The 18,912-nt window shown below is 69.3% G+C and carries 13 protein-coding genes; 4 read left to right on the top strand and 9 right to left on the bottom strand.

Features of this window, described 5'->3' with window-relative positions; genetic code table 11:
- Nucleotides 1-54: 54 nt before the first annotated feature.
- A complete protein-coding gene (locus tag AB4079_RS04620; protein ID WP_441786114.1) occupies nt 55-1,035 on the top strand; it encodes an aldo/keto reductase in 981 nt (326 codons plus the stop codon).
- A gap of 118 nt (nt 1,036-1,153) precedes the next feature.
- On the opposite strand, the gene dxs is transcribed toward AB4079_RS04620, so the two are convergent.
- The 6 genes from dxs to dut all read right to left on the bottom strand — a co-directional run bounded on the left by dxs (nt 1,154) and on the right by dut (nt 10,539).
- Nucleotides 1,154-3,106: a 1-deoxy-D-xylulose-5-phosphate synthase gene (dxs, locus tag AB4079_RS04615; RefSeq protein WP_441786113.1), complete on the bottom strand. Its 1,953-nt coding sequence runs from the start codon at nt 3,104-3,106 to the stop codon at nt 1,154-1,156.
- Between the two features lie 76 nt (nt 3,107-3,182).
- Nucleotides 3,183-6,044: an aconitate hydratase AcnA gene (acnA, locus tag AB4079_RS04610; RefSeq protein WP_441786112.1), complete on the bottom strand. Its 2,862-nt coding sequence runs from the start codon at nt 6,042-6,044 to the stop codon at nt 3,183-3,185.
- A 140-nt stretch (nt 6,045-6,184) separates the two neighbouring features.
- Nucleotides 6,185-8,566, bottom strand: coding sequence for an HAD-IC family P-type ATPase (locus AB4079_RS04605; protein ID WP_441786111.1), 2,382 nt, complete (start codon nt 8,564-8,566; stop codon nt 6,185-6,187).
- A 36-nt stretch (nt 8,567-8,602) separates the two neighbouring features.
- Nucleotides 8,603-9,403, bottom strand: a complete 801-nt coding sequence (locus AB4079_RS04600) for a DUF3159 domain-containing protein (protein ID WP_441786110.1) — start codon at nt 9,401-9,403, stop codon at nt 8,603-8,605.
- Between the two features lie 9 nt (nt 9,404-9,412).
- On the bottom strand, nt 9,413-10,030 hold the full coding sequence (locus AB4079_RS04595; protein ID WP_441786262.1) for a DUF3710 domain-containing protein: 618 nt from the start codon (nt 10,028-10,030) through the stop codon (nt 9,413-9,415).
- Nucleotides 10,031-10,080: 50 nt separating this feature from the next.
- Complete coding sequence (gene dut / locus AB4079_RS04590) at nt 10,081-10,539, bottom strand: dUTP diphosphatase (protein WP_441786109.1); 459 nt, start codon at nt 10,537-10,539, stop codon at nt 10,081-10,083.
- Between the two features lie 39 nt (nt 10,540-10,578).
- On the opposite strand from dut, the gene AB4079_RS04585 reads away from it, so the two are divergent.
- Complete coding sequence (locus AB4079_RS04585) at nt 10,579-11,025, top strand: DUF3093 domain-containing protein (protein ID WP_441786108.1); 447 nt, start codon at nt 10,579-10,581, stop codon at nt 11,023-11,025.
- 1 nt (nt 11,026) lies between these two features.
- Here the strand turns inward: AB4079_RS04585 and AB4079_RS04580 are convergent, their stop codons facing one another.
- Complete coding sequence (locus tag AB4079_RS04580) at nt 11,027-11,320, bottom strand: DUF4193 domain-containing protein (protein ID WP_441786107.1); 294 nt, start codon at nt 11,318-11,320, stop codon at nt 11,027-11,029.
- Between the two features lie 204 nt (nt 11,321-11,524).
- On the opposite strand from AB4079_RS04580, the gene sepH reads away from it, so the two are divergent.
- Nucleotides 11,525-12,754, top strand: a complete 1,230-nt coding sequence (gene sepH / locus AB4079_RS04575; protein WP_441786106.1) for a septation protein SepH — start codon at nt 11,525-11,527, stop codon at nt 12,752-12,754.
- A gap of 17 nt (nt 12,755-12,771) precedes the next feature.
- Here the strand turns inward: sepH and AB4079_RS04570 are convergent, their stop codons facing one another.
- Nucleotides 12,772-13,905, bottom strand: a complete 1,134-nt coding sequence (locus tag AB4079_RS04570) for an alkaline phosphatase family protein (RefSeq protein WP_441786105.1) — start codon at nt 13,903-13,905, stop codon at nt 12,772-12,774.
- A 98-nt stretch (nt 13,906-14,003) separates the two neighbouring features.
- Between AB4079_RS04570 and AB4079_RS04565 the strand changes: the two genes are divergently transcribed.
- Nucleotides 14,004-16,490, top strand: a complete 2,487-nt coding sequence (locus AB4079_RS04565) for a DNA gyrase/topoisomerase IV subunit A (protein ID WP_441786104.1) — start codon at nt 14,004-14,006, stop codon at nt 16,488-16,490.
- 262 nt (nt 16,491-16,752) lie between these two features.
- Here the strand turns inward: AB4079_RS04565 and AB4079_RS04560 are convergent, their stop codons facing one another.
- On the bottom strand, nt 16,753-18,852 hold the full coding sequence (locus AB4079_RS04560; RefSeq protein WP_441786103.1) for a DNA gyrase/topoisomerase IV subunit B: 2,100 nt from the start codon (nt 18,850-18,852) through the stop codon (nt 16,753-16,755).
- Between the last annotated feature and the right edge of the window lie 60 nt (nt 18,853-18,912).

The raw sequence follows: 18,912 nt of genomic DNA, 5'->3' as shown, positions 1-18,912 counted from the left end.
CGGGCCTTCTGGTCGTATCGTGGCGGACGTCGGGAACGCAACGAGGAGGAACGCATGGAGAAGATCACACTCGGAACCGAGAAGCTCGAGGTGTCGCGCCTGGGGCTCGGCTGCATGGGGATGTCGGCCTTCTACACCGGGGCGGGCGCCGACGAGGGCGGCTCAATCCGGACCATCCACCGGGCCATCGACCTGGGGGTGACGTTCTTCGACACGGCCGAGATCTACGGGCCGTACACGAACGAGGAACTGCTGGCGAAGGCGTTCACGGACGGCCGGCGCGAGCGGGTGGTCATCGCGACGAAGTTCGGCACCATCCTGCACCGGCAGAACGACGAGCGCGGGCTCGACGGGTCGCCCGACAACATCCGCCTGTCGGTCGAGGGGTCGCTTCGGAGGCTGCAGACCGACTACATCGACCTCTACTACCAGCACCGGATGGACCCCGGTACGCCGATCGAGGAGACGGTCGGCGCCCTCAAGGAGCTGATCGGCGAGGGCAAGATCCGCCACTACGGCCTCTCGGAGGCGGCGCCGGAGACCATCAAGCGCGCCAACGACGTGCACCCGGTCACGGCCATCCAGACCGAGTACTCGCTGTGGACACGCGACCCGGAGTCGGCGGTGCTGCCGACGGCCCGAGACCTGGGCATCGGCTTCGTGCCGTACTCGCCGCTGGGCCGCGGCTTCCTGACCGGAACCATCAGGTCGCTCGACCAGCTCTCCGACGACGACTTCCGCCGCTTCAACCCGCGCTTCGCGGGCGACAACCTGGAGGCGAACATCCGCATCGTGGAGCAGGTGGATGCGGTGGCGCGCGAGGCGGGCGCGAAGCCCGGCCAGGTGGCGCTCGCATGGCTGCTGTCGAAGGGCGACGACATCGCGCCCATCCCCGGCACCACGAAGGTCGAGAACCTGGAGCAGAACGTCGCGGCGGCCGATCTCGACCTCAGCCCCGAGCAGCTCGCCCGCCTGGACGCCGTGGCCGCCCCCGTCGGCGACCGCTACGCCGACATGAGCCCGCTCAACCGCTGAGCCCGCCGCGCGCCGCCCGCGCCCGCGCCCGCCCCCGCGCGTCGAGTCGCGAGCAGACGCTCCAATCCGCGCCGAGTGGTGACATGATGTCGCCACTCGGCGGGGGTGGCGCCGAGGGTCAGGCGCGGCGCTTCTTCGCGGGCGTTGCCTCGTCGGCTGCCGCCTCGTCCGGGAGCGGGCGCGCGATCGGTACGCGGCTGCCGAGCACCTGGGCGACCAGGTCGCGCGCGATCTTCTGGGGCGTGAGGCCCGCGTCCTCGAGGATCTGGTCGCGGGACGCGTGGTCGATGAACGCGTCGGGAAGCCCCAGCTCGTCGACCGCGGTGTCGATGCCGGCCTCGCGCAGGTCCTGACGGACGCGCGTGCCGATGCCGCCGACACGGATGCCGTCTTCGATGGTGACGACGATGCGGTGCTCCGCGGCCAGCGAGAGGATGCTCTTCGGCACCGGAACCACCCACCGCGGGTCGACGACGGTCGCCCCGATCCCCTGCGCGGCCAGCCGGTCGGCGACCTTCAGGCCGAGGTCGGCCATCGGGCCGACCGTCACCAGCAGGACGTCCTTGCGGTCTCCCTCCCGCAGCACGTCGACGCCGTCGTCGAGGCGGCGCAACGCGTCGATGTCGGGCTGCACCGATCCCTTCGGGAATCGCAGCACGGTGGGGGCGTCCTCGACCGTCACCGCCTCCCCCAGCTCCTCACGGAAGCGGGTGCCGTCGCGCGGCGCGGCCAGGCGGATGTTCGGCACCACCTGCAGGATGGCGAGGTCCCAGATCCCGTGGTGGCTGGGGCCGTCCGGGCCGGTGACGCCCGCCCGGTCGAGCACGAACGTGACGCCCGCCTTGTGGAGGCCCACATCCATCAGCACCTGGTCGAACGCGCGGTTCATGAACGTCGCATAGATGGCGACGACAGGATGCAGCCCACCGTAGGCGAGACCGGCCGCGCTGGTGGCGGCGTGCTGTTCGGCGATGCCGACATCGTGGACCCGGTCGGGGAAGCGCTCGGCGAACTTGTGCAGGCCGGTCGGGCGGAGCATCGCGGCGGTGATGCCGACGATCTTCGGGTTCTTCTCGGCCAGCCGGACGATCTCATCGGCGAAGACGTCCGTCCACGCCGGCTTGCTCGACCCGTCCGTCGGCTCGCCGGTCTCTGGGTCGATCTGGCCGACCGAGTGGAACTGGTCGGCCGCGTCGCGGAGGGCGGGCTCGTAGCCGCGGCCCTTCTGGGTGATCGCGTGCACGATGACGGGCGCGCCGTAGTTCTTGGCCTGCCGGAGCGCCTCCTCCATCGCCTCGATATCGTGGCCGTGGATCGGCCCGATGTACTTGATGTCGAGGTTGGAGTAGAGCGCCTCATTGTTGGTGAAGCGGCTCAGGAAGCCGTGCAGGCCGCCTCGCACGCCCCGGTAGAACGAGCGGCCCGGCGTGCCGAGCTTGTCGAATGCGCGACGCGACGTCAGGTACAGGCTGCGGTAGCTCTTCCGCGTCCGCACGGTGTTGAGGAACCGCGCCATCCCGCCGATCGTCGGGGCGTAGGACCGCCCGTTGTCGTTGACGACGATGATGAGCTTCCGGTTGTTGTCGTCGGAGATGTTGTTGAGCGCCTCCCACGTCATGCCGCCGGTCAGGGCGCCGTCACCCACCACCGCGATCACGTGGCGATCGTTCTGCCCGGTCAGCTGGAAGGCGCGCGAGATGCCGTCCGCCCAGGACAGCGACGAGGAGGCGTGGGAGCTCTCCACAATGTCGTGCTCCGACTCGGAGCGCTGCGGGTAGCCCGCCATGCCGCCGCGCTGGCGGAGCTGCGAGAAGTCCTGCCGTCCGGTCAGCAGCTTGTGCACGTACGACTGGTGGCCGGTGTCGAACACGATGGCGTCCTGCGGGGAGTCGAAGACCCGGTGGATGGCGATGGTCGTCTCGACCACGCCGAGGTTCGGGCCGAGGTGTCCACCGGTCTTCGATACGTTGGCGACCAGGAACGCCCGCACCTCCGCGGCGAGCTGGACGAGTTCCCCGTCCGTCAGCCGGTCGAGGTCGCGTGGACCGTGGATGGTCTCGAGGATGCCCATGGATTCGAGTCTAGGCTCGCGGATATCAAGAGAGGCTCGGAACGTTCATTCCGAGCCTCCCGTGATGTGCCGCTGCTTAGACGAGGCTCCGCAGGACGTACTGCAGGATGCCGCCGTTGCGGTAGTAGTCGGCCTCACCGGGGGTGTCGATGCGGACGACCGCGTCGAACTCGACCGGCTGCTTGCCCTCGGGCGAGTGCTCGCTCGGAGTGGCGGTGACGTGCACCGTCTTCGGCGTGGTGCCGTCGTTCAGCTCGGTGAGTCCCGTGATCGAGAAGACCTCGGTGCCGTCGAGCCCGAGCGAGTCGGCGGACTCACCGTCCGGGAACTGCAGTGGCACGACGCCCATGCCGATGAGGTTCGAGCGATGGATGCGCTCGAAGCTCTCGGTGATCACCGCGCGGACGCCGAGAAGGCTGGTGCCCTTCGCCGCCCAGTCGCGGGAGGAGCCGGAGCCGTACTCCTTGCCGCCGAGGATCACGAGCGGGGTGCCCTGCGCCTGATAGTTCTGCGACGCGTCGTAGATGAACGACTGGGGGGCATCGGGCTTGGTGAAGTCGCGGGTGTATCCGCCCTCGACACCGCTGCCCTCGTTGAACGAGCTGAGGAGCTGGTTCTTGAGGCGGATGTTCGCGAACGTCCCGCGGATCATGACCTCATGGTTGCCGCGGCGCGAGCCGTAGGAGTTGAAGTCCTTGCGGTCGATGCCGTGCTCGGTGAGGTACTGGCCGGCCGGGCTCTCCGCCTTGATGGAACCGGCGGGCGAGATGTGGTCTGTGGTGACCGAGTCGCCCAGCTTCGCCAACGCGCGAGCATCGACGATGTCGCTGACCGGGGTGGTGTCGAGCGTCATGCCGTCGAAGTACGGGGGCTTCCGCACGTAGGTCGACTTCTCGTCCCACTCGAAGATCGAGCCGGTCGGGGTCGGGAGGGACTTCCAGCGCTCGTCGCCCTCGAAAACCGACGCGTACTGGTGGACGAACATCCCCTCGTTGATGGACGAGTCGATCGTCTCCTGCACCTCGGCGGCGTCCGGCCAGATGTCCTTCAGGAAGACGTCGTTGCCCTCGCTGTCGGTGCCGAGCGGGTCGACCTCGAAGTCGAAGTTCATCGAGCCGGCGAGCGCGTACGCGATGACCAGCGGCGGGCTGGCCAGGTAGTTCATCTTCACGTCGGGGTTGATGCGGCCCTCGAAGTTGCGGTTGCCCGAGAGCACCGCGGTGACGGCGAGGTCGCTGTCGTTGACCGCCTGCGAGATCTCGTCGATCAGTGGACCCGAGTTACCGATGCAGGTGGTGCAGCCGTAGCCGACCGTGTAGAAGCCGAGCGCCTCGAGGTCTTTGGTGAGGCCGGCCTTCTCGTAGTAGTCCGTGACGACCTTCGACCCGGGAGCGAGGGTGGTCTTGACCCACGGCTTGGCCTTCAGGCCCCTCTTGGCCGCGTTGCGCGCCAGGAGGCCGGCCGCGAGCATCACCGACGGGTTGGACGTGTTGGTGCACGAGGTGATCGCCGCGATCGCGACGGCACCGTGGTCGAGCACGAACGCCTCGCCGCTCTCGGCCAGCGTCACGGGAGTGGGGTTGGAGGCCGTCTTCGGCGCGTGGCTGTGGTGCGAGTGCACATGGGTGTTGTGGTCGTCCTCCGGCTGGAGCTCGCCCGGGTCGGACGCCGGGAAGGACTCCGAGATGGTCAGGTCGACCAGGTCGTGGGAGATGTCGGCGTAGTCGACCAGGTCCAGCTCGAACTGCTGCTTGGCGCGGTCGAGCTCGATGCGGTCCTGCGGGCGCTTGGGACCGGCGATCGACGGGACCACCGTCGACAGGTCGAGCTCCAGGTACTCGCTGAACACGGGCTCCACCGAGGGGTCGTGCCACAGGCTCTGCGCCTTCGAGTACTGCTCGACCAGCTGTACCTGCTCCTCGCTGCGGCCGGTGAGGCGCAGGTAGTCGAGGGTCACGTCGTCGATGGGGAACATGGCGGCGGTCGAGCCGAACTCGGGGCTCATGTTGCCGATGGTGGCGCGGTTGGCGAGCGGCACCTCGGCGACGCCGGCGCCGTAGAACTCGACGAACTTGCCGACGACGCCGTGCTTGCGCAGCATCTGCGTGATGGTGAGCACGACGTCCGTCGCGGTGACACCGGTCGGGATGGTGCCGGTCAGCTTGAAGCCGACGACCTTGGGGATCAGCATGGAGACCGGCTGGCCCAGCATGGCCGCCTCGGCCTCGATGCCGCCCACGCCCCAACCGAGCACGCCCAGGCCGTTGACCATGGTGGTGTGGGAGTCGGTTCCGACGCAGGTGTCCGGGTAGGCGAGCAGCTCGCCGTCGATCTCACGGGTCATGGTGACGCGAGCGAGGTACTCGATGTTGACCTGGTGGACGATGCCGGTGCCCGGCGGGACGACCTTGAAGTCGTCGAACGCGGTCTGGCCCCAGCGCAGGAACTGGTAACGCTCGCCGTTGCGCTCGTACTCGATGTCGGTGTTGCGCTCGAGCGCATCCGGCTGGCCGAACAGGTCGGCGATGACGGAGTGGTCGATGACCATCTCGGCCGGCGCCAGCGGGTTGATCTTCTCGGGGTCGCCGCCGAGAGCGGAGACCGCCTCGCGCATCGTGGCGAGGTCGACGATGCAGGGGACGCCGGTGAAGTCCTGCATGATCACGCGAGCGGGCGTGAACTGGATCTCGGTGTTCGGGTCGGCCGCCGGGTCCCAGCTGCCGAGGGCGCGGATGTGGTCGGCGGTGATGTTGGCGCCGTCCTCCGTGCGGAGCAGGTTCTCGAGCAGCACCTTGAGGCTGAACGGCAGACGCTCATACCCCTCGACGGTGTCGATTCCGAAGATCGTGTAGTCGCGCGACCCGACCGTCAGCGTCTTCTTCGCGCCGAAGCTGCCGTGCCCCGAGTTGTCCGTACCAGCGTTCTCCGTAGCCGTCACAATGCCCTCTCCTTCGTTGGCAGGCGATGTTCACGCACGCCTCGTCCATCTTCGTCGTCCGTCGAAGCGCCTTTCCAGCAAGGTAAGCCTAATTCAGCCTTGAGGGAAAGTATCTTGACGTCGAGATAAATCTACCACGATCAGAGCCGGTCGAAGACCAGCGCGCGCCGCTTCGCGAAGCGGTAGAACAGTTCGACCCCGGCGGCCCCCACAGCTCCGGCGGCAATGCCCCAGGCGAGTGCAGCATCCAGTTGGAGATGCATCTCGAAGAACGACGATGTGAAGGGGATGACGCAGACCAGGACGAACGCTGTGGCGACCGCTGCGAGCAGCAGCCAGCGCACCCCGGTCAGGGGCCGGGTGAGCACGCACAGGATCCACAGCGAGACGCAGAACAGTGCCACGGTCGTGACACTGCGGGCTTCATGCAGCGGAAGGCTGCGGTACAGCGGCGCGTAGGTGACGATCGCGGTGACCCCCGCGATGAGTCCGGTCGGCACGGAGTACTTCAGCACGCGTCCGAGCACGCCGGGCGTGTAGATGCGCTTGTTGGGTGCGAGAGCCAGCACGAACGCGGGGATGCCGATGGCCAGCGACGAGACCAGGGTGAGCTGGCGCGGGAGGAACGGGAACGGCCACAGCAGCACGGCGCTGACGAGCGCCAGCAGGATGCCGTACGTCGTCTTCGCCAGGAAGATGTTGGAGACGCGCTCGACGTTGGCGATCACCCGCCTGCCCGAGGCGAGAACGTCGGGCAGCCGATCGAAGCGGTCGTCCAGCAGCACAACGCGGGAGACCGCTTTCGTGGCGGCGGTGCCCGTGCCCATCGCGATGCCGAGGTCGGCGTCTTTCACGGCCATCGCGTCGTTGACGCCATCGCCCGTCATGGCGACGGTCCGCCCCTGCTCTTTGAGCAGGCGGACGGCCGCGCGCTTCTGGTCGGGGCTGACCCGGCCCAGCACGCCGGCTGTTTCGAGGGCTTCGGCGAGCGCCTCATCGGTCGCCAGCGTGGAGGCGTCGACGGTCTCGCCCTCCAGCTGGAGTTCGCGGGCGATGGCCGCGACCGTGACCGGGTTGTCGCCCGACATCACGACGACACGCACCGCCTGCTCGCGGAAGTAGCCGAGCGTGTCGCGCGCCTCCGGCCGGAGCGTCTCCGACAGCAGGACGAGCAGCGCCGGTTCCCGTCGGGTGCCGGAGAGCGGCACGTGGATCTCCTGCGGCAGCGGGTCCACTGCGCGCGCGAGAGCCAGGGTCCGCAGCCCCGTCGCGGCCAGCTCGGTCGCCCGGGCGAGCGCGTCGGGGTGCCCCTCGAGCACGCGTTCCGGCGCTCCCAGCACCCAGGCGCTCTCGGCACCGTCGACGGTCATCGCCAGCGCGCTGTATTTCGTCGCCGAGCTGAACGGGATGCGCCTGGTCACCCGGAAACGGTCGCTGCGAAAACGCGAACCCAGGATGCCGGAGGTCGCGTTGCCCGCTTCGTCCGAGCCGAACGCCGCGAGCGCGGTCTCCGCATCGACGGCCGATCCACTCTCGTCGCGGCCCACCCACTCCGTGCCGTGCAACGACAGCTCGCCGGTCGTGAGCGTCCCCGTCTTGTCGAGGCACAGCACATCCACGCGGGCGAGCACTTCGACCGCCGCGAGTTCCTGCACGAGCACCTTGCGGGTGGCGAGTTGGATGGCCGCGACACCGAAGGCGAGGCTGGTGAGCAGCACGAGACCTTCGGGGATCATGCCGACGACCGCCGCCACCGCATCGAGGAGCGCCCGCCGCCAGCGGCCGTCGACGAACACCTCGGTGAAGCCCCCGTAGGTCAGCACACGACCGATGAGCGTGATCAGGATGAGCGGCCCGAGCACCCAGGAGAGGTAGACGAGGATGCGATTGGTCGCCTCCCGCAGCTCGGACCGCACCAGCGAGTGCTTGCGGATCTCGCTGGTCAGCCGGCTCGCATACGAGTCGGCACCGACCGCGGTCACGACGGCGAGCCCGGTGCCGGTGACCACGTGCGAGCCGGACAGCAGCGGGGCGTCGTCGTCTTTGAACATCGGGTCCGACTCACCGGTCAGCATCGATTCGTCGAGCGACAGCCCGACGCTCTGCACCACGACCGCGTCAGCGGGCACCTGGTCGCCCGGGCGCAGCACCAGCAGATCGTCGAGCACCACGTCTTCGAGCGCCACCGTGACGACCTCGCCGTCGCGACGCACGCGACTGTGCGGAGCGGCCAGCAGGGCGGCGCGGTCGAGGACCCGCTTGGCGCGGTATTCCTGCACGATGCCGATCAGCGCGTTGACGATGACGATTCCGAAGAAGAAGCCGTCTCGCAGGTCGCCGAGGAGCACCACCACGGCGAAGCAGGCAGTGAGGATGCCGTTGAACAGCGTGAAGATGTTCTCGCGCAGGATGTCGCCCACCGAGCGCGAGCTGGGCTGCGTCTGCGTGTTGACCCGGCCGTCGGCGACGCGCTCCGCCACCTGCGCGGCGGTCAGCCCCTCGCGTGTCCCCGCCTCCAGCATCCGTCCCCCTCCGTCGCCGCGAGCTGCGTCGTGCTTCTACTTCTGAGACGTGGTTCGGCCCGCGTTCGTGACGGGCTTCTGCGGAAATTGACCCTTGACCACGAACCAGGTCACGAGCAGCAGCGGCGCATACAGCGGCACGCCCATCAACAGTTTGGTGAGCGCGAGCGCGCTGGTGGCCGCATCCGTGTGCGCCAGGTAGAGCGGCACCTGCACCAGGAGCCGCGCCGCGAAGAGCAGGAACCAGAGGAACGTCAGCGCCTGCATGACCCGGAACTTCCGCTTGTCGCGGCGCCAGGCCACCCCATCGCCCATCAGGTATCCGGCGGCGAGCCCGATGATCGGCCAGCGCAACAGCATCGAGATCAGGATGCCGGCCGCGTAGGCCGCGTTCGTCCAGATGCCCAGCAGGAAGTTGTCCTCGCCGCGCCCGGAGATGAGCGCGAGGATGGCCGAGATCCCGACGCCGATCAGGCCGGCGAGCGCCTGCGTGAGCGGAGTCTTTCCGATGACGCGTGCGACCGTGAAGACGACTGCCACGGCCACTGAGGACACGATGGACAGCGGAACGTTCTGCGTGAACGTGAAGAGCACGAGGAAGACCAGCCCCGGGAGGATGGTCTCGCACAGCCCGCGAACGCCGCCGAGGGCGCCGAGCAGCGCCGTGCCGGTGGAGGTCTCCGTCTCGGCCAGCTGGCCGAGCCCTGAGCGGCGGGCGGCGGCGGCGATGCTCTCGCTGAGGCCCGGGGCTGCGGCAGCGTCGGCGCCGGCGGCGTCGCGGCCGGACGCACCCGCTCCTGCGCCGGCCTGGGTCTCCGGACGGTCCTGATCGGTCATGCTCGCGCCTTAAAGAGAGGAATAGTCGTTCTCGTTGCCCGTCGTGGGCGCCGCCGGCATCCGCAGCGGGATGAGGTCGCGCGGGGGCATCGGGACGGAGCCGCGCACGACGACGATGCTGCGGAACAGGTCTTCGACGAGCGCCGCGGCTTCCGGCTGCACGGCAGCGTCGCCCGCGATGACGCCGCGGAGGAACCAGCGCGGCCCGTCCACGCCGACGAACCGTGCGACACGCGTCTCGACCGGGCCGCCCTGCGGAGCGGCGACGGGGATCTCTGCTACGAGCTCGGGGCCGAAGGCGCCGTCGCGTTCGGTCACCCGACCGCCCTGGCGCTGGATCTGGTCGGTGATCTGGTCGCGGATCTCGTGCCACAGCCCACTCGACCGGGGAGCCGCGAACGGCTGCACCTGGAGGGTGGAGTTCGCGTAGTCCAGCCCGACGGCGACGACGCGCTGCGACTCCTCCTCGACCTCGAGCCGCAGGTGCAGGCCCTCGCGCGGCAGGATCTTCACGCCGCCCAGGTCGACGTAGGGGCGGACCGGGTTGGCCTCGCTCTCGTCGAGCGGCCCCTCAGACTCGCGGTCCTCGGGGGCCGACTTCTCGAACTCGAGGTCGTCGCCCTGCAATTCGAGCTCGGCGTCCCCCTCGGACCCACGAGGGGTGTCGCTGATGTCGCTCACGCGTGTTCTCCTGACTCGGTGACGGTGTACCCGGACGAGCCGAAGCCCGCTGTGCCGCGGTGGCTGTCCGGGAGGGTGTCGACGGGGATGAACCGGGCTCGCGTGACCGGCATGACGATCAGCTGGGCGATCCGGTCGCCGACGGCGATATCGTACGGCATCGATCTGTCGGTGTTCAGCAGGGTGACCCTGATCTCGCCGCGGTAGCCCGCATCCACGGTGCCCGGAGCGTTCACGATCGTGAGACCGTGCCGCATGGCCAGACCGCTGCGCGGGACCACGAAAGCGGTGTAGCCCTCCGGCAGGGCGATCGACACGCCGGTCGGCATCGTGAACCGCTCCCCCGGACCCAGCACGACGGCCTCGGCGGCGCAGAGATCGGCCCCTGCGTCGTCCGCGTGCGCGTATGCGGGGAGGAACGAGGCCATGATCGGGACGTCGACGGTATCGGTCACGTGTCGAGGGTAGTGCAGAAGTCTGATCGAATAGGGGGCATGGACCTGTACCGAGAGCGACTGTGGGCGACGCCCTGGCTCTTCATCTCCACCCTGCTCGTCATTCCGGCCATCATGCTCGTCTTCGCGCCGATCAACCTGACCGTCGGTGTCGTGCTGGCGATCGTGGTGTACGTCGCGTGGGCGATCTTCCTGATCACCACGGCACCCGTCATCCGCGTCACCGAGGGCGAACTGGTCGCCGGGCCCGCGCGCATCCCGCTGCCGCTGGTCGGTGAGCCGACCGCCTACCGCGGCGAGGATGCGACGCTCGAGCGCGGGCGCCGCCTCGACGCGCGGGCGTGGCTGCTCATCCGCGGCTGGATCAAGCCGGTCGTGAAGGTGCCGCTCCTCGACCTCGACGACCCGGCGCCGTACTGGCTCCTCTCAACAAGAAACCCGGACCAGCTGGTCCGGGTTCTCGGTGAGGCTCGACGGTCTTCGTGACTTATGCTGCGCACTCCGCGCAGATCGGCCCGAGCTTCGTCTCGTGGTCGATCTGCGAGCGGTGCTTCACCAGGAAGCAGTTCACACAGGTGAACTCGTCCGCCTGAGGAGGCAGCACCACGACGTCGAGATCGAGGTCCGAAAGGTCGGCACCGGGCAGTTCGTATCCGCCGGGATTGTCGGCGTCCTCGACGTCGACGACGCCCGACATCTTGTCCGGGACACGCTCCTTGAGGGCCTCGATCGACTCGGAGTCGTCCTCGGTCTTCCGCGGTGCGTCGTAATCCGTTGCCATGCCCATCCACTTCTCGTCGTAACGGCCGATTCTCGCAATCGGCGGCCATAGTTTGCATCAATCGCCCCGGAATAGCAAAACCACGCAGGGGGCTCTCGGTGATTGCTCGGTGTTCAACTTCCGGCACGCCCGCCGTATTCCCCGGAATGCCCTCGTTCGCGTGGCATCCTGAGGCCGTACGAACGAGCTCGGAAGGCAATCCACATGCAGGATTTGAAGGTCATCGGGGTCGAGAACGGCGCACTCGTCGCCGTCGGCGACGACGGTGAGCGTTTCCGCATCGCCGTCGACGAAGCATTGCAGTCGAAAGTGCGGCAGGTGCGTCAGGAGACGCCGGCCGACGCCCCCAAACTCTCCCCGCGCGAAGTCCAGGCGCACATCCGCTCCGGCATGTCCGCGGAGGATGTGGCCGCGGTCACCGGCGCGCCGCTGGAGTACGTCCAACGGTTCGAGGGACCGATCCTCGCCGAACGCGAGCACATCGTCGCGAGCGCGCTGAGTGTGCCCGTGCACACCACCGACGCCGTCGACCCGCTGGGCGAGGCGGAGACGTTCGGCACGGTCATCCGCGACCGGCTCGCATCGCTCGGTGTCTCCGGCGAACGCTGGGCGAGCTGGAAGGACAGCGAGACGGGCTGGATCGTCAAGCTCGAGTTCACGGCCGACACCATCGACCACGACGCGCGCTGGTCGTACGACGCCCGCAAGCACTCGCTCGCGCCGCTGAACTCGGAGGCGACCACGCTCTCCCAGGCAGGCGAACTGCGCGGCGGGGCGCTCATCCCGCGCCTGCGCGCCGTGCTGCCCAACGAGGGCGAGCCGGACACCTCGCGCTTCGACAGCGGCGCCTTCACGTTCCCCGCCCCCTCCGTCGACCTGCTCGGCCCGGAGATCACCGCGCCGATCGAGCCGTTGCCGCAGGGCCGGACGCCGGGCGCCAACAACTCGATCGCGGTCTCCGCCATCAAGCGTGCCGACGACGGAGCGCCGCGCGACCTGCACCAGACCGCCGACCTACTGGAGGCCCTGCGCCGCCGCCGAGGCGAGCGCGAGGCAGCGACGTACGACGATCGGGCGACGTCGGCGGAGTCGCCGGTACCGGCCGAGCACCCCGTGACGCCTCCGGTGGCGCCGACACCTCACGCCTCGACACCTCACGCCTCGACATTTCGGACGCCGACAACGGTTCCGCCGACGCACGACGCTCCCGCGCACGACACCCCGGCGCCCGCCGCGCCGACGCCGTTCCGGGTCGTGACCGACCGGCCCCCGATCGCCGAGCAGCCGCCGCTACCGCTGGACGTGCCCGCTCCCCCGCCTGCGTCGTCGAACGACTCGGGGCCGCAGCCGTCCGCGCGCCGCAAGGGCCGTGCGTCGATGCCGAGCTGGGACGAGATCGTCTTCGGCGCGCGCACGGACGACGACCTGGCCTAGGAAGGTCCCTGTCGGCCTCAGCCGGCCGTGCCGAACCGCAACAGCGGAACCCGCGTCTCCTCCGGCGTGATCGAACCGTGCTGGCCGACCATATTGCGGCCGATGCGCTGCGGGTCGCGACCGTCGTAGTACGCGATGCGCTTGCGCGCGGCGACCAGCACATCCCCGATCCGCGGCGCGACCTCCGCGTCGACGGACGGCCCGAACCAACCGGCATCGGTCGCCTCGGTGCGCGTCGCCACCCAGGAGCGGTCGCCCTCCGAGTCGCGCCAGCGTTCCGCGACCGCGGTGGCCGACGCGCCCGGTTCGAGATAGATGTGGAGCAGCCGCGGCTCTCCCGCGATGCCGGCAACACCATCCAGCAGCTCCGGCGCCGTGTCGTACAGGATGTGGCCGCTCTGCGGAACGTCGACCACCCCGTGGTCGGCTGTGAGCAGGGCACCGCGTCCGGGGCCCAGGCGGCGGGTGAAGGAGGCGACCAGCGCATCCACGGTCTCCAGTGCGGCCGTCCAGTCGGGCGACTCCCAGCCGCGCGCGTGCGCGAGCTGATCGAGTTCGGCCACATACAGGTAGGTGAGGCCCGGGCCCGAGCCGGCCACGATCTCGGCCGCGGTGTCGAACCGCTGACTCAGCGACTGCACGCCGATGAACTCGGCGCCGCGCAGCACAGCTGCCGTGAAGCCGGTGCCCTCGAACTTGGGCAGGCCGATCGCACGAGCGCGCACACCCTCGTCGGCGGCGCACTCGAACACGGTGCGGGACCGCTGCCAGGTGGCGGGATCCATATCCGCGTCCCAGCCGGACAGCTGGTTGGTCAGTCGACCTGACCCGTCGCGGACCCGGTAGCCGACCAGACCGTGCTCGCCGGGGGTCGTTCCGGTCGTGAGGGTGGCCAGCGCTGCGGCCGTCGTGGTCGGGAAGCCGGCGTCGATCGTGGTCGCCTTGCCGAGAAGCGGCGCCAGCGTCCGGGCGTGACCGGAACGCGCCCGCAATGCGGCCGCGCCGAGGCCGTCCACCACGATGAGGACCAGGTGCTCCATGCGCGGCAACGCCAGGTCGTTCGACGCACCGGTGACGGCGGCCAGCGAACTCGGCAGAACCGTGGCGAGGCTCGCTCGGGTGGTGAAGGCGGCCGGTAGCATGGGTGGCATCCGGCCCAGTCTGGCACAGCCCTCACAGGCCGGCCGAGCCGCCCCCACGCTCCACCCGAACCCTGCTCCACCCGAGCCCCACTGCACAGAATGCACGAATGACACCAGCAGACGACCAGCCCGCCGCCGGAACGACGGAACGCATCGAAGACGTCGACGTCACGACCGAGATGCAGGGCTCGTTCCTCGAATACGCCTACTCGGTGATCTACTCGCGCGCCCTGCCTGACGCCCGCGACGGTCTCAAGCCGGTGCAGCGCCGCATCCTGTACATGATGACCGAGATGGGCCTCCGCCCCGACCGCGGCCACGTCAAGTCGGCGCGTGTCACCGGTGAGGTGATGGGAAAGCTCCACCCGCACGGTGACAGCGCTATCTACGACGCCCTGGTGCGGATGGCACAGGACTTCACCCTCCGCGTGCCGCTGGTCGACGGTCACGGCAACTTCGGCTCGCTCGACGACGGGCCGGCCGCCGCGCGCTACACCGAGGCGCGACTCGCCGCCGCCGCACTGGCGATGACGGAGGACCTCGACGAAGACGTCGTCGACTTCGTCCCCAACTACGACAACCAGCTGATGCAGCCCGATGTGCTGCCCGCCGCCTTCCCCAACCTCCTGGTCAACGGCGCGAGCGGCATCGCCGTCGGCATGGCGACCAACATGGCGCCGCACAACCTGATCGAGGTCGTCGGCGCCGCACGTCACCTGCTGGAGAACCCGGAGGCGACGCTCGACGACCTGATGGCGTACGTGCCCGGCCCCGACCTGCCGACCGGCGGCACCATCGCCGGGCTCTCGGGAGTGCGCGACGCGTACGCCACCGGGCGCGGCAGCTTCCGGATGCGGGCGAAGGTCGCCGTGGAGCCGATCACCGCGCGCAAGAGCGGCCTGGTCGTCACCGAGCTGCCGTACCTGGTCGGCCCCGAGAAGGTGATCGAGAAGATCAAGGACGGCGTCAACGCCAAGAAGCTGAACGGCATCTCCGACGTCACCGACCTGTCCGACCGCCAGCACGGCCTGCGTCTCGTCATCGGCATCAAGACCGGGTTCAGCCCGGAGGCGGTGCTCGAGCAGCTCTACCGGCACACCCCGCTGGAGGAGGGCTTCGCGATCAACAACGTCGCCCTGGTCGCCGGCGGCCCCCAGACCCTCGGCCTGCGCGAACTGCTGCAGGTCTACCTCGACCACCGCGTCAGCGTCGTCACCCGGCGGTCGCAGTTCCGCCTCGCCCGCCGTACAGAGCGACTGCACCTGGTCGAGGGCCTGCTCATCGCCATCCTGGACATCGACGAGGTCATCCAGGTCATCCGCACCTCCGACGACACGGAGCAGGCGCGCGGCCGGCTGATGCAGGTCTTCGACCTGAGCACTCTGCAGGCCGACTACATCCTGGAGCTGCGCCTGCGGCGGCTGACCAAGTTCAGCCGCATCGAGCTGGAGACCGAACGCGACCAGCTGCTGGCCGAGATCGCCGAGCTGGAGGCGCTGCTCGCCTCACGCCAGCGCATCCACGACCTGGTGTCGGACGAGCTGGAGCGGGTCGCCGCGACGTTCGGCACCCCGCGTCGCACGTTGCTCACCGAGGCCAAGCCCTCGATCGCCGGAACGTCGCGCAGCAAGGCCGCGAACGTCCAGCTCGAGGTGGCCGACGTGCCGACGCGCGTGTACCTGTCGACGACGGGGCGCATCCTGCGCGTGGATGCGGTGGCCGGGGCGGACGGCGCGGAGGGCGGGCTCGACCGCATCCAACCGCCGGCCCGGCGCAGCAAGCACGATGCGATCCTGTCGCAGCTGGACACGACCAGCCGTAGCGAGATCGGCGCGGTGACGAACCGGGGACGGTTGATCCGTTTCTCCCCCGTCGACCTTCCGGGCGTGCCGGCCAACTCCATCCAACTCGGGGCGGGAGTCCGGGTCGGCGACTACCTGGCGCTCGCGGACAAGAAGGAGCGCATCCTGGCGGTGGTCTCGCTCGGCTCCGACCGCACGATCGCGCTCGGGACGAAGCAGGGCGTCGTCAAGCGCGTGACCGCGGGCGACTGGGCGAACAAGCCGGAGTTCGAGGTCATCTCGCTGAAGCCGGGCGACGAGGTCGTCGGCGCGACCACGGTGACGGATGAGGACGAGTTGGTGTTCATCGCCAGCGACGCGCAGCTGCTGCGGTTCGCCGCCTCCAGCGTGCGCCCGCAGGGACGAGCGGCAGGCGGCATGTCCGGCATCAACCTTGGCGCAGACGCGCGGGTCGTCTACTTCGGCGCCATCGCCGCAGCCAACGCGGAGGAGGCGGTCGTCGCGACCATCGCGGCGAGCGACGCCACCCTGCCCGGCGCAGACCCGGGAACGGCCAAGGTGAGCGACTACGCGGAGTTCCCGGTCAAGGGGCGCGCGACCGGCGGTGTGCGTGCCCAACGATTCCTCAAGGGCGAGAACGAACTCGTGGTGGCGTGGGCCGGCCGCGGTCCCGCGCTGGCGGTCGCGCCGGACGGCGCTGCGCGCACCCTCCCCGAGGGCGGTGCCCGCCGCGACGGCTCAGGCACGCCCCTCGACACGGTCGTCGGCTCGATCGGCCGCCGCGTCGGCTGACCCCCGCGGCGGCGACGGAGGAGTTTCGCGCCGTCGCCGACCGCGCCGTCCTCCGTTTCCCGCCGTCCGGCAATCCGCGCGCGGCTTCTCCTCCGCTTCCCGCAGTGGGGAAAACGGAGGAGTCGGCGGCCGACGCGCCGCGACCGGTTGGCAAACGGAGGACCTACGGTCCGGTTCAGGCGTCGGTCTCCTCCGTAGCCGACGGGCCGTCATGGCTGGCTACACGAGCAGACAGACAGAGCACCCGACACCACGGGCGGGGTCAGGCGTCGATGCGGGCGCGGCTCAGGTCGTCGGCGCCGGCGATGATGAACTCCTTGCGCGGGGCGACGTCGTTGCCCATCAGCAGCTCGAAGACCCGGTTGGCCGCCTCGGCGTCGGGGACGCGCACCCGGCGGAGAGTGCGGTGCGCCCGGTCCATGGTGGTGGTCGCCAGCTGGTCCGCATCCATCTCGCCGAGCCCCTTGTAGCGCTGGATCGGCTCCTGGTAGCGCTTGCCGCGCTTCTTGAGGTCTGCGAGCACCGCCTGGAGCTCCGCCTCCGAGTACGTGTAGATGGTGTCGTTCGGCTTCGAGCCGGGATTGATCGCGACGACGCGGTGCAGCGGCGGAACCGCCGCGAAGACGCGCCCCTCCTCGATCATCGGCCGCATGTACCGGAAGAACAGGGTGAGCAGCAGGGTGCGGATGTGCGCACCGTCCACATCCGCGTCCGACATGATGATGACCTTGCCGTAGCGGGCCACCGACAGGTCGAAACTGCGACCGGAGCCGGCGCCGATGACCTGGATGATGGCCGCGCATTCGGCGTTCGACAGCATGTCCGAGATGGATGCCTTCTGCACGTTCAGGATCTTGCCGCGGATGGGCAGCAGCGCCTGGTACTCGCTGTCGCGTGCCCGGCGCGCGGTGCCGAGAGCCGAGTCGCCCTCGACGATGAACAGCTCGCTGTTGGCGACGTCGTTGGAACGGCAGTCGACCAGTTTGGCCGGCAGGGAGGAGGTCTCCAGCGCGTTCTTGCGGCGCTGTGTCTCCTTGTGTGCGCGGGCGGAGATCCGCGACTTCATCTCGGCGACGACCTTGTCGAGCACCAGGGCAGACTGTGCCTTATCGTCGCGCTTGGAGGAGCCGAAGCGCTCCGCCATCGCCTTCTGCACGACGTTCGCGACGATCGCCCGGACAGCCGGGGTGCCCAGGATCTCCTTCGTCTGACCCTCGAACTGCGGCTCCGGGAGGCGCACCGTGAGCACGGCGGTCAGGCCCGCCATCACGTCGTCCTTCTCCAGTTTGTCGTTGCCGGCCTTCAGGCGGCGGGCGTTCAGCTCCATCTGCTGCCGCAGGAACTTGAGCATCCCCTGGTCGAATCCGGCCTGGTGGCTGCCGCCCTTCGGCGTCGCGATGATGTTGACGAAGCTGCGCATCACCGTGTCGTAACCGGTGCCCCAGCGCAGGGCGATGTCGACCTGGCAGTCCCGCTTCAGCTCGGTCGGCAGCATCGCCCCCGAGTCGGAGAGCACCGGGACGGTCTCGGTGAAGTGTCCCTCGCCGGTCAGGCGCCAGGTCTCGGTGATCGGGCTGTCCGGCGCGAGGAAGTCGACGAACTCCGAGATCCCGCCCTCGTAGCGGAACGTCGTCAGCCCGGTCGGCTCGCCGCCCTCGGCCGCGGGACGCTTGTCATCGATGGAGATCGAGATGCCCGGCACCAGGAACGCCGTCTGACGGGCGCGACCGATGAGATCGGAGGTGGAGAACTCGGCGCCCTTGGTGAAGATCTGCCGGTCGGCCCAGTAGCGGATGCGCGTTCCCGTCACGCCCTTGCGCACCTTGCCGACGACCCGCAGCTCGCTGCCGCTGACGAACGGCGTGAAGGTGCTGTCCGGGCTCGGCACGCCGTTCTTGTCGTCGAAGGTCCCTGGCTCGCCGCGGTGAAACGACATGGCCCAGGTCTTGCCGTCGCGGTCGACCTCGACGTCGAGTCGCTCGGAGAGGGCGTTGACGACGGAGGCGCCGACGCCGTGCAGGCCGCCCGACGCGGCGTACGACCCGCTGCCGAACTTGCCGCCGGCGTGCAGCTTGGTGAAGACGACCTCCACCCCCGACAGTCCGGTCTTGGGCTCGATGTCGACGGGGATGCCGCGAGCGCTGTCGTGGACCTCCACGCTGTCGTCGGAGTGCAGGATGACCTCGATGGAGGTTCCGTGCCCGGCGAGGGCCTCATCCACCGAGTTGTCGATGATCTCCCAGAGGCAGTGCATGAGCCCGCGGGAGTCGGTGGAGCCGATGTACATGCCCGGTCGCTTGCGCACGGCCTCCAGCCCCTCGAGCACCGAGAGGTGCCTGGCCGAATAGTCCGAACTCGCCACGGGCGCTCCTTGCAGGATCGAAGGCGCCCAGCGGGCGCATGCTCCCTCAAGCGTAAGCTG

This window comes from Leifsonia sp. 2MCAF36 (assembly GCF_052115525.1).
GTDB lineage: Bacteria > Actinomycetota > Actinomycetes > Actinomycetales > Microbacteriaceae > Leifsonia.
Note: the sequence above shows the minus strand (reverse complement) of the source record. Positions and strands in the feature narration are given on the sequence as shown.

What these genes read in the sequence shown, in the direction of transcription:
- AB4079_RS04570 (WP_441786105.1), bottom strand. Translation starts at nt 13,905, where the DNA reads ATGCCACCCATGCTACCGGCCGCCTTCACCACCCGAGCGAGCCTCGCC.
- AB4079_RS04585 (WP_441786108.1), top strand. Translation starts at nt 10,579, where the DNA reads ATGGACCTGTACCGAGAGCGACTGTGGGCGACGCCCTGGCTCTTCATC.
- dxs (WP_441786113.1), bottom strand. Translation starts at nt 3,106, where the DNA reads ATGGGCATCCTCGAGACCATCCACGGTCCACGCGACCTCGACCGGCTG.
- AB4079_RS04620 (WP_441786114.1), top strand. Translation starts at nt 55, where the DNA reads ATGGAGAAGATCACACTCGGAACCGAGAAGCTCGAGGTGTCGCGCCTG.
- AB4079_RS04605 (WP_441786111.1), bottom strand. Translation starts at nt 8,566, where the DNA reads ATGCTGGAGGCGGGGACACGCGAGGGGCTGACCGCCGCGCAGGTGGCG.
- AB4079_RS04565 (WP_441786104.1), top strand. Translation starts at nt 14,004, where the DNA reads ATGACACCAGCAGACGACCAGCCCGCCGCCGGAACGACGGAACGCATC.
- AB4079_RS04580 (WP_441786107.1), bottom strand. Translation starts at nt 11,320, where the DNA reads ATGGCAACGGATTACGACGCACCGCGGAAGACCGAGGACGACTCCGAG.
- sepH (WP_441786106.1), top strand. Translation starts at nt 11,525, where the DNA reads ATGCAGGATTTGAAGGTCATCGGGGTCGAGAACGGCGCACTCGTCGCC.
- AB4079_RS04600 (WP_441786110.1), bottom strand. Translation starts at nt 9,403, where the DNA reads ATGACCGATCAGGACCGTCCGGAGACCCAGGCCGGCGCAGGAGCGGGT.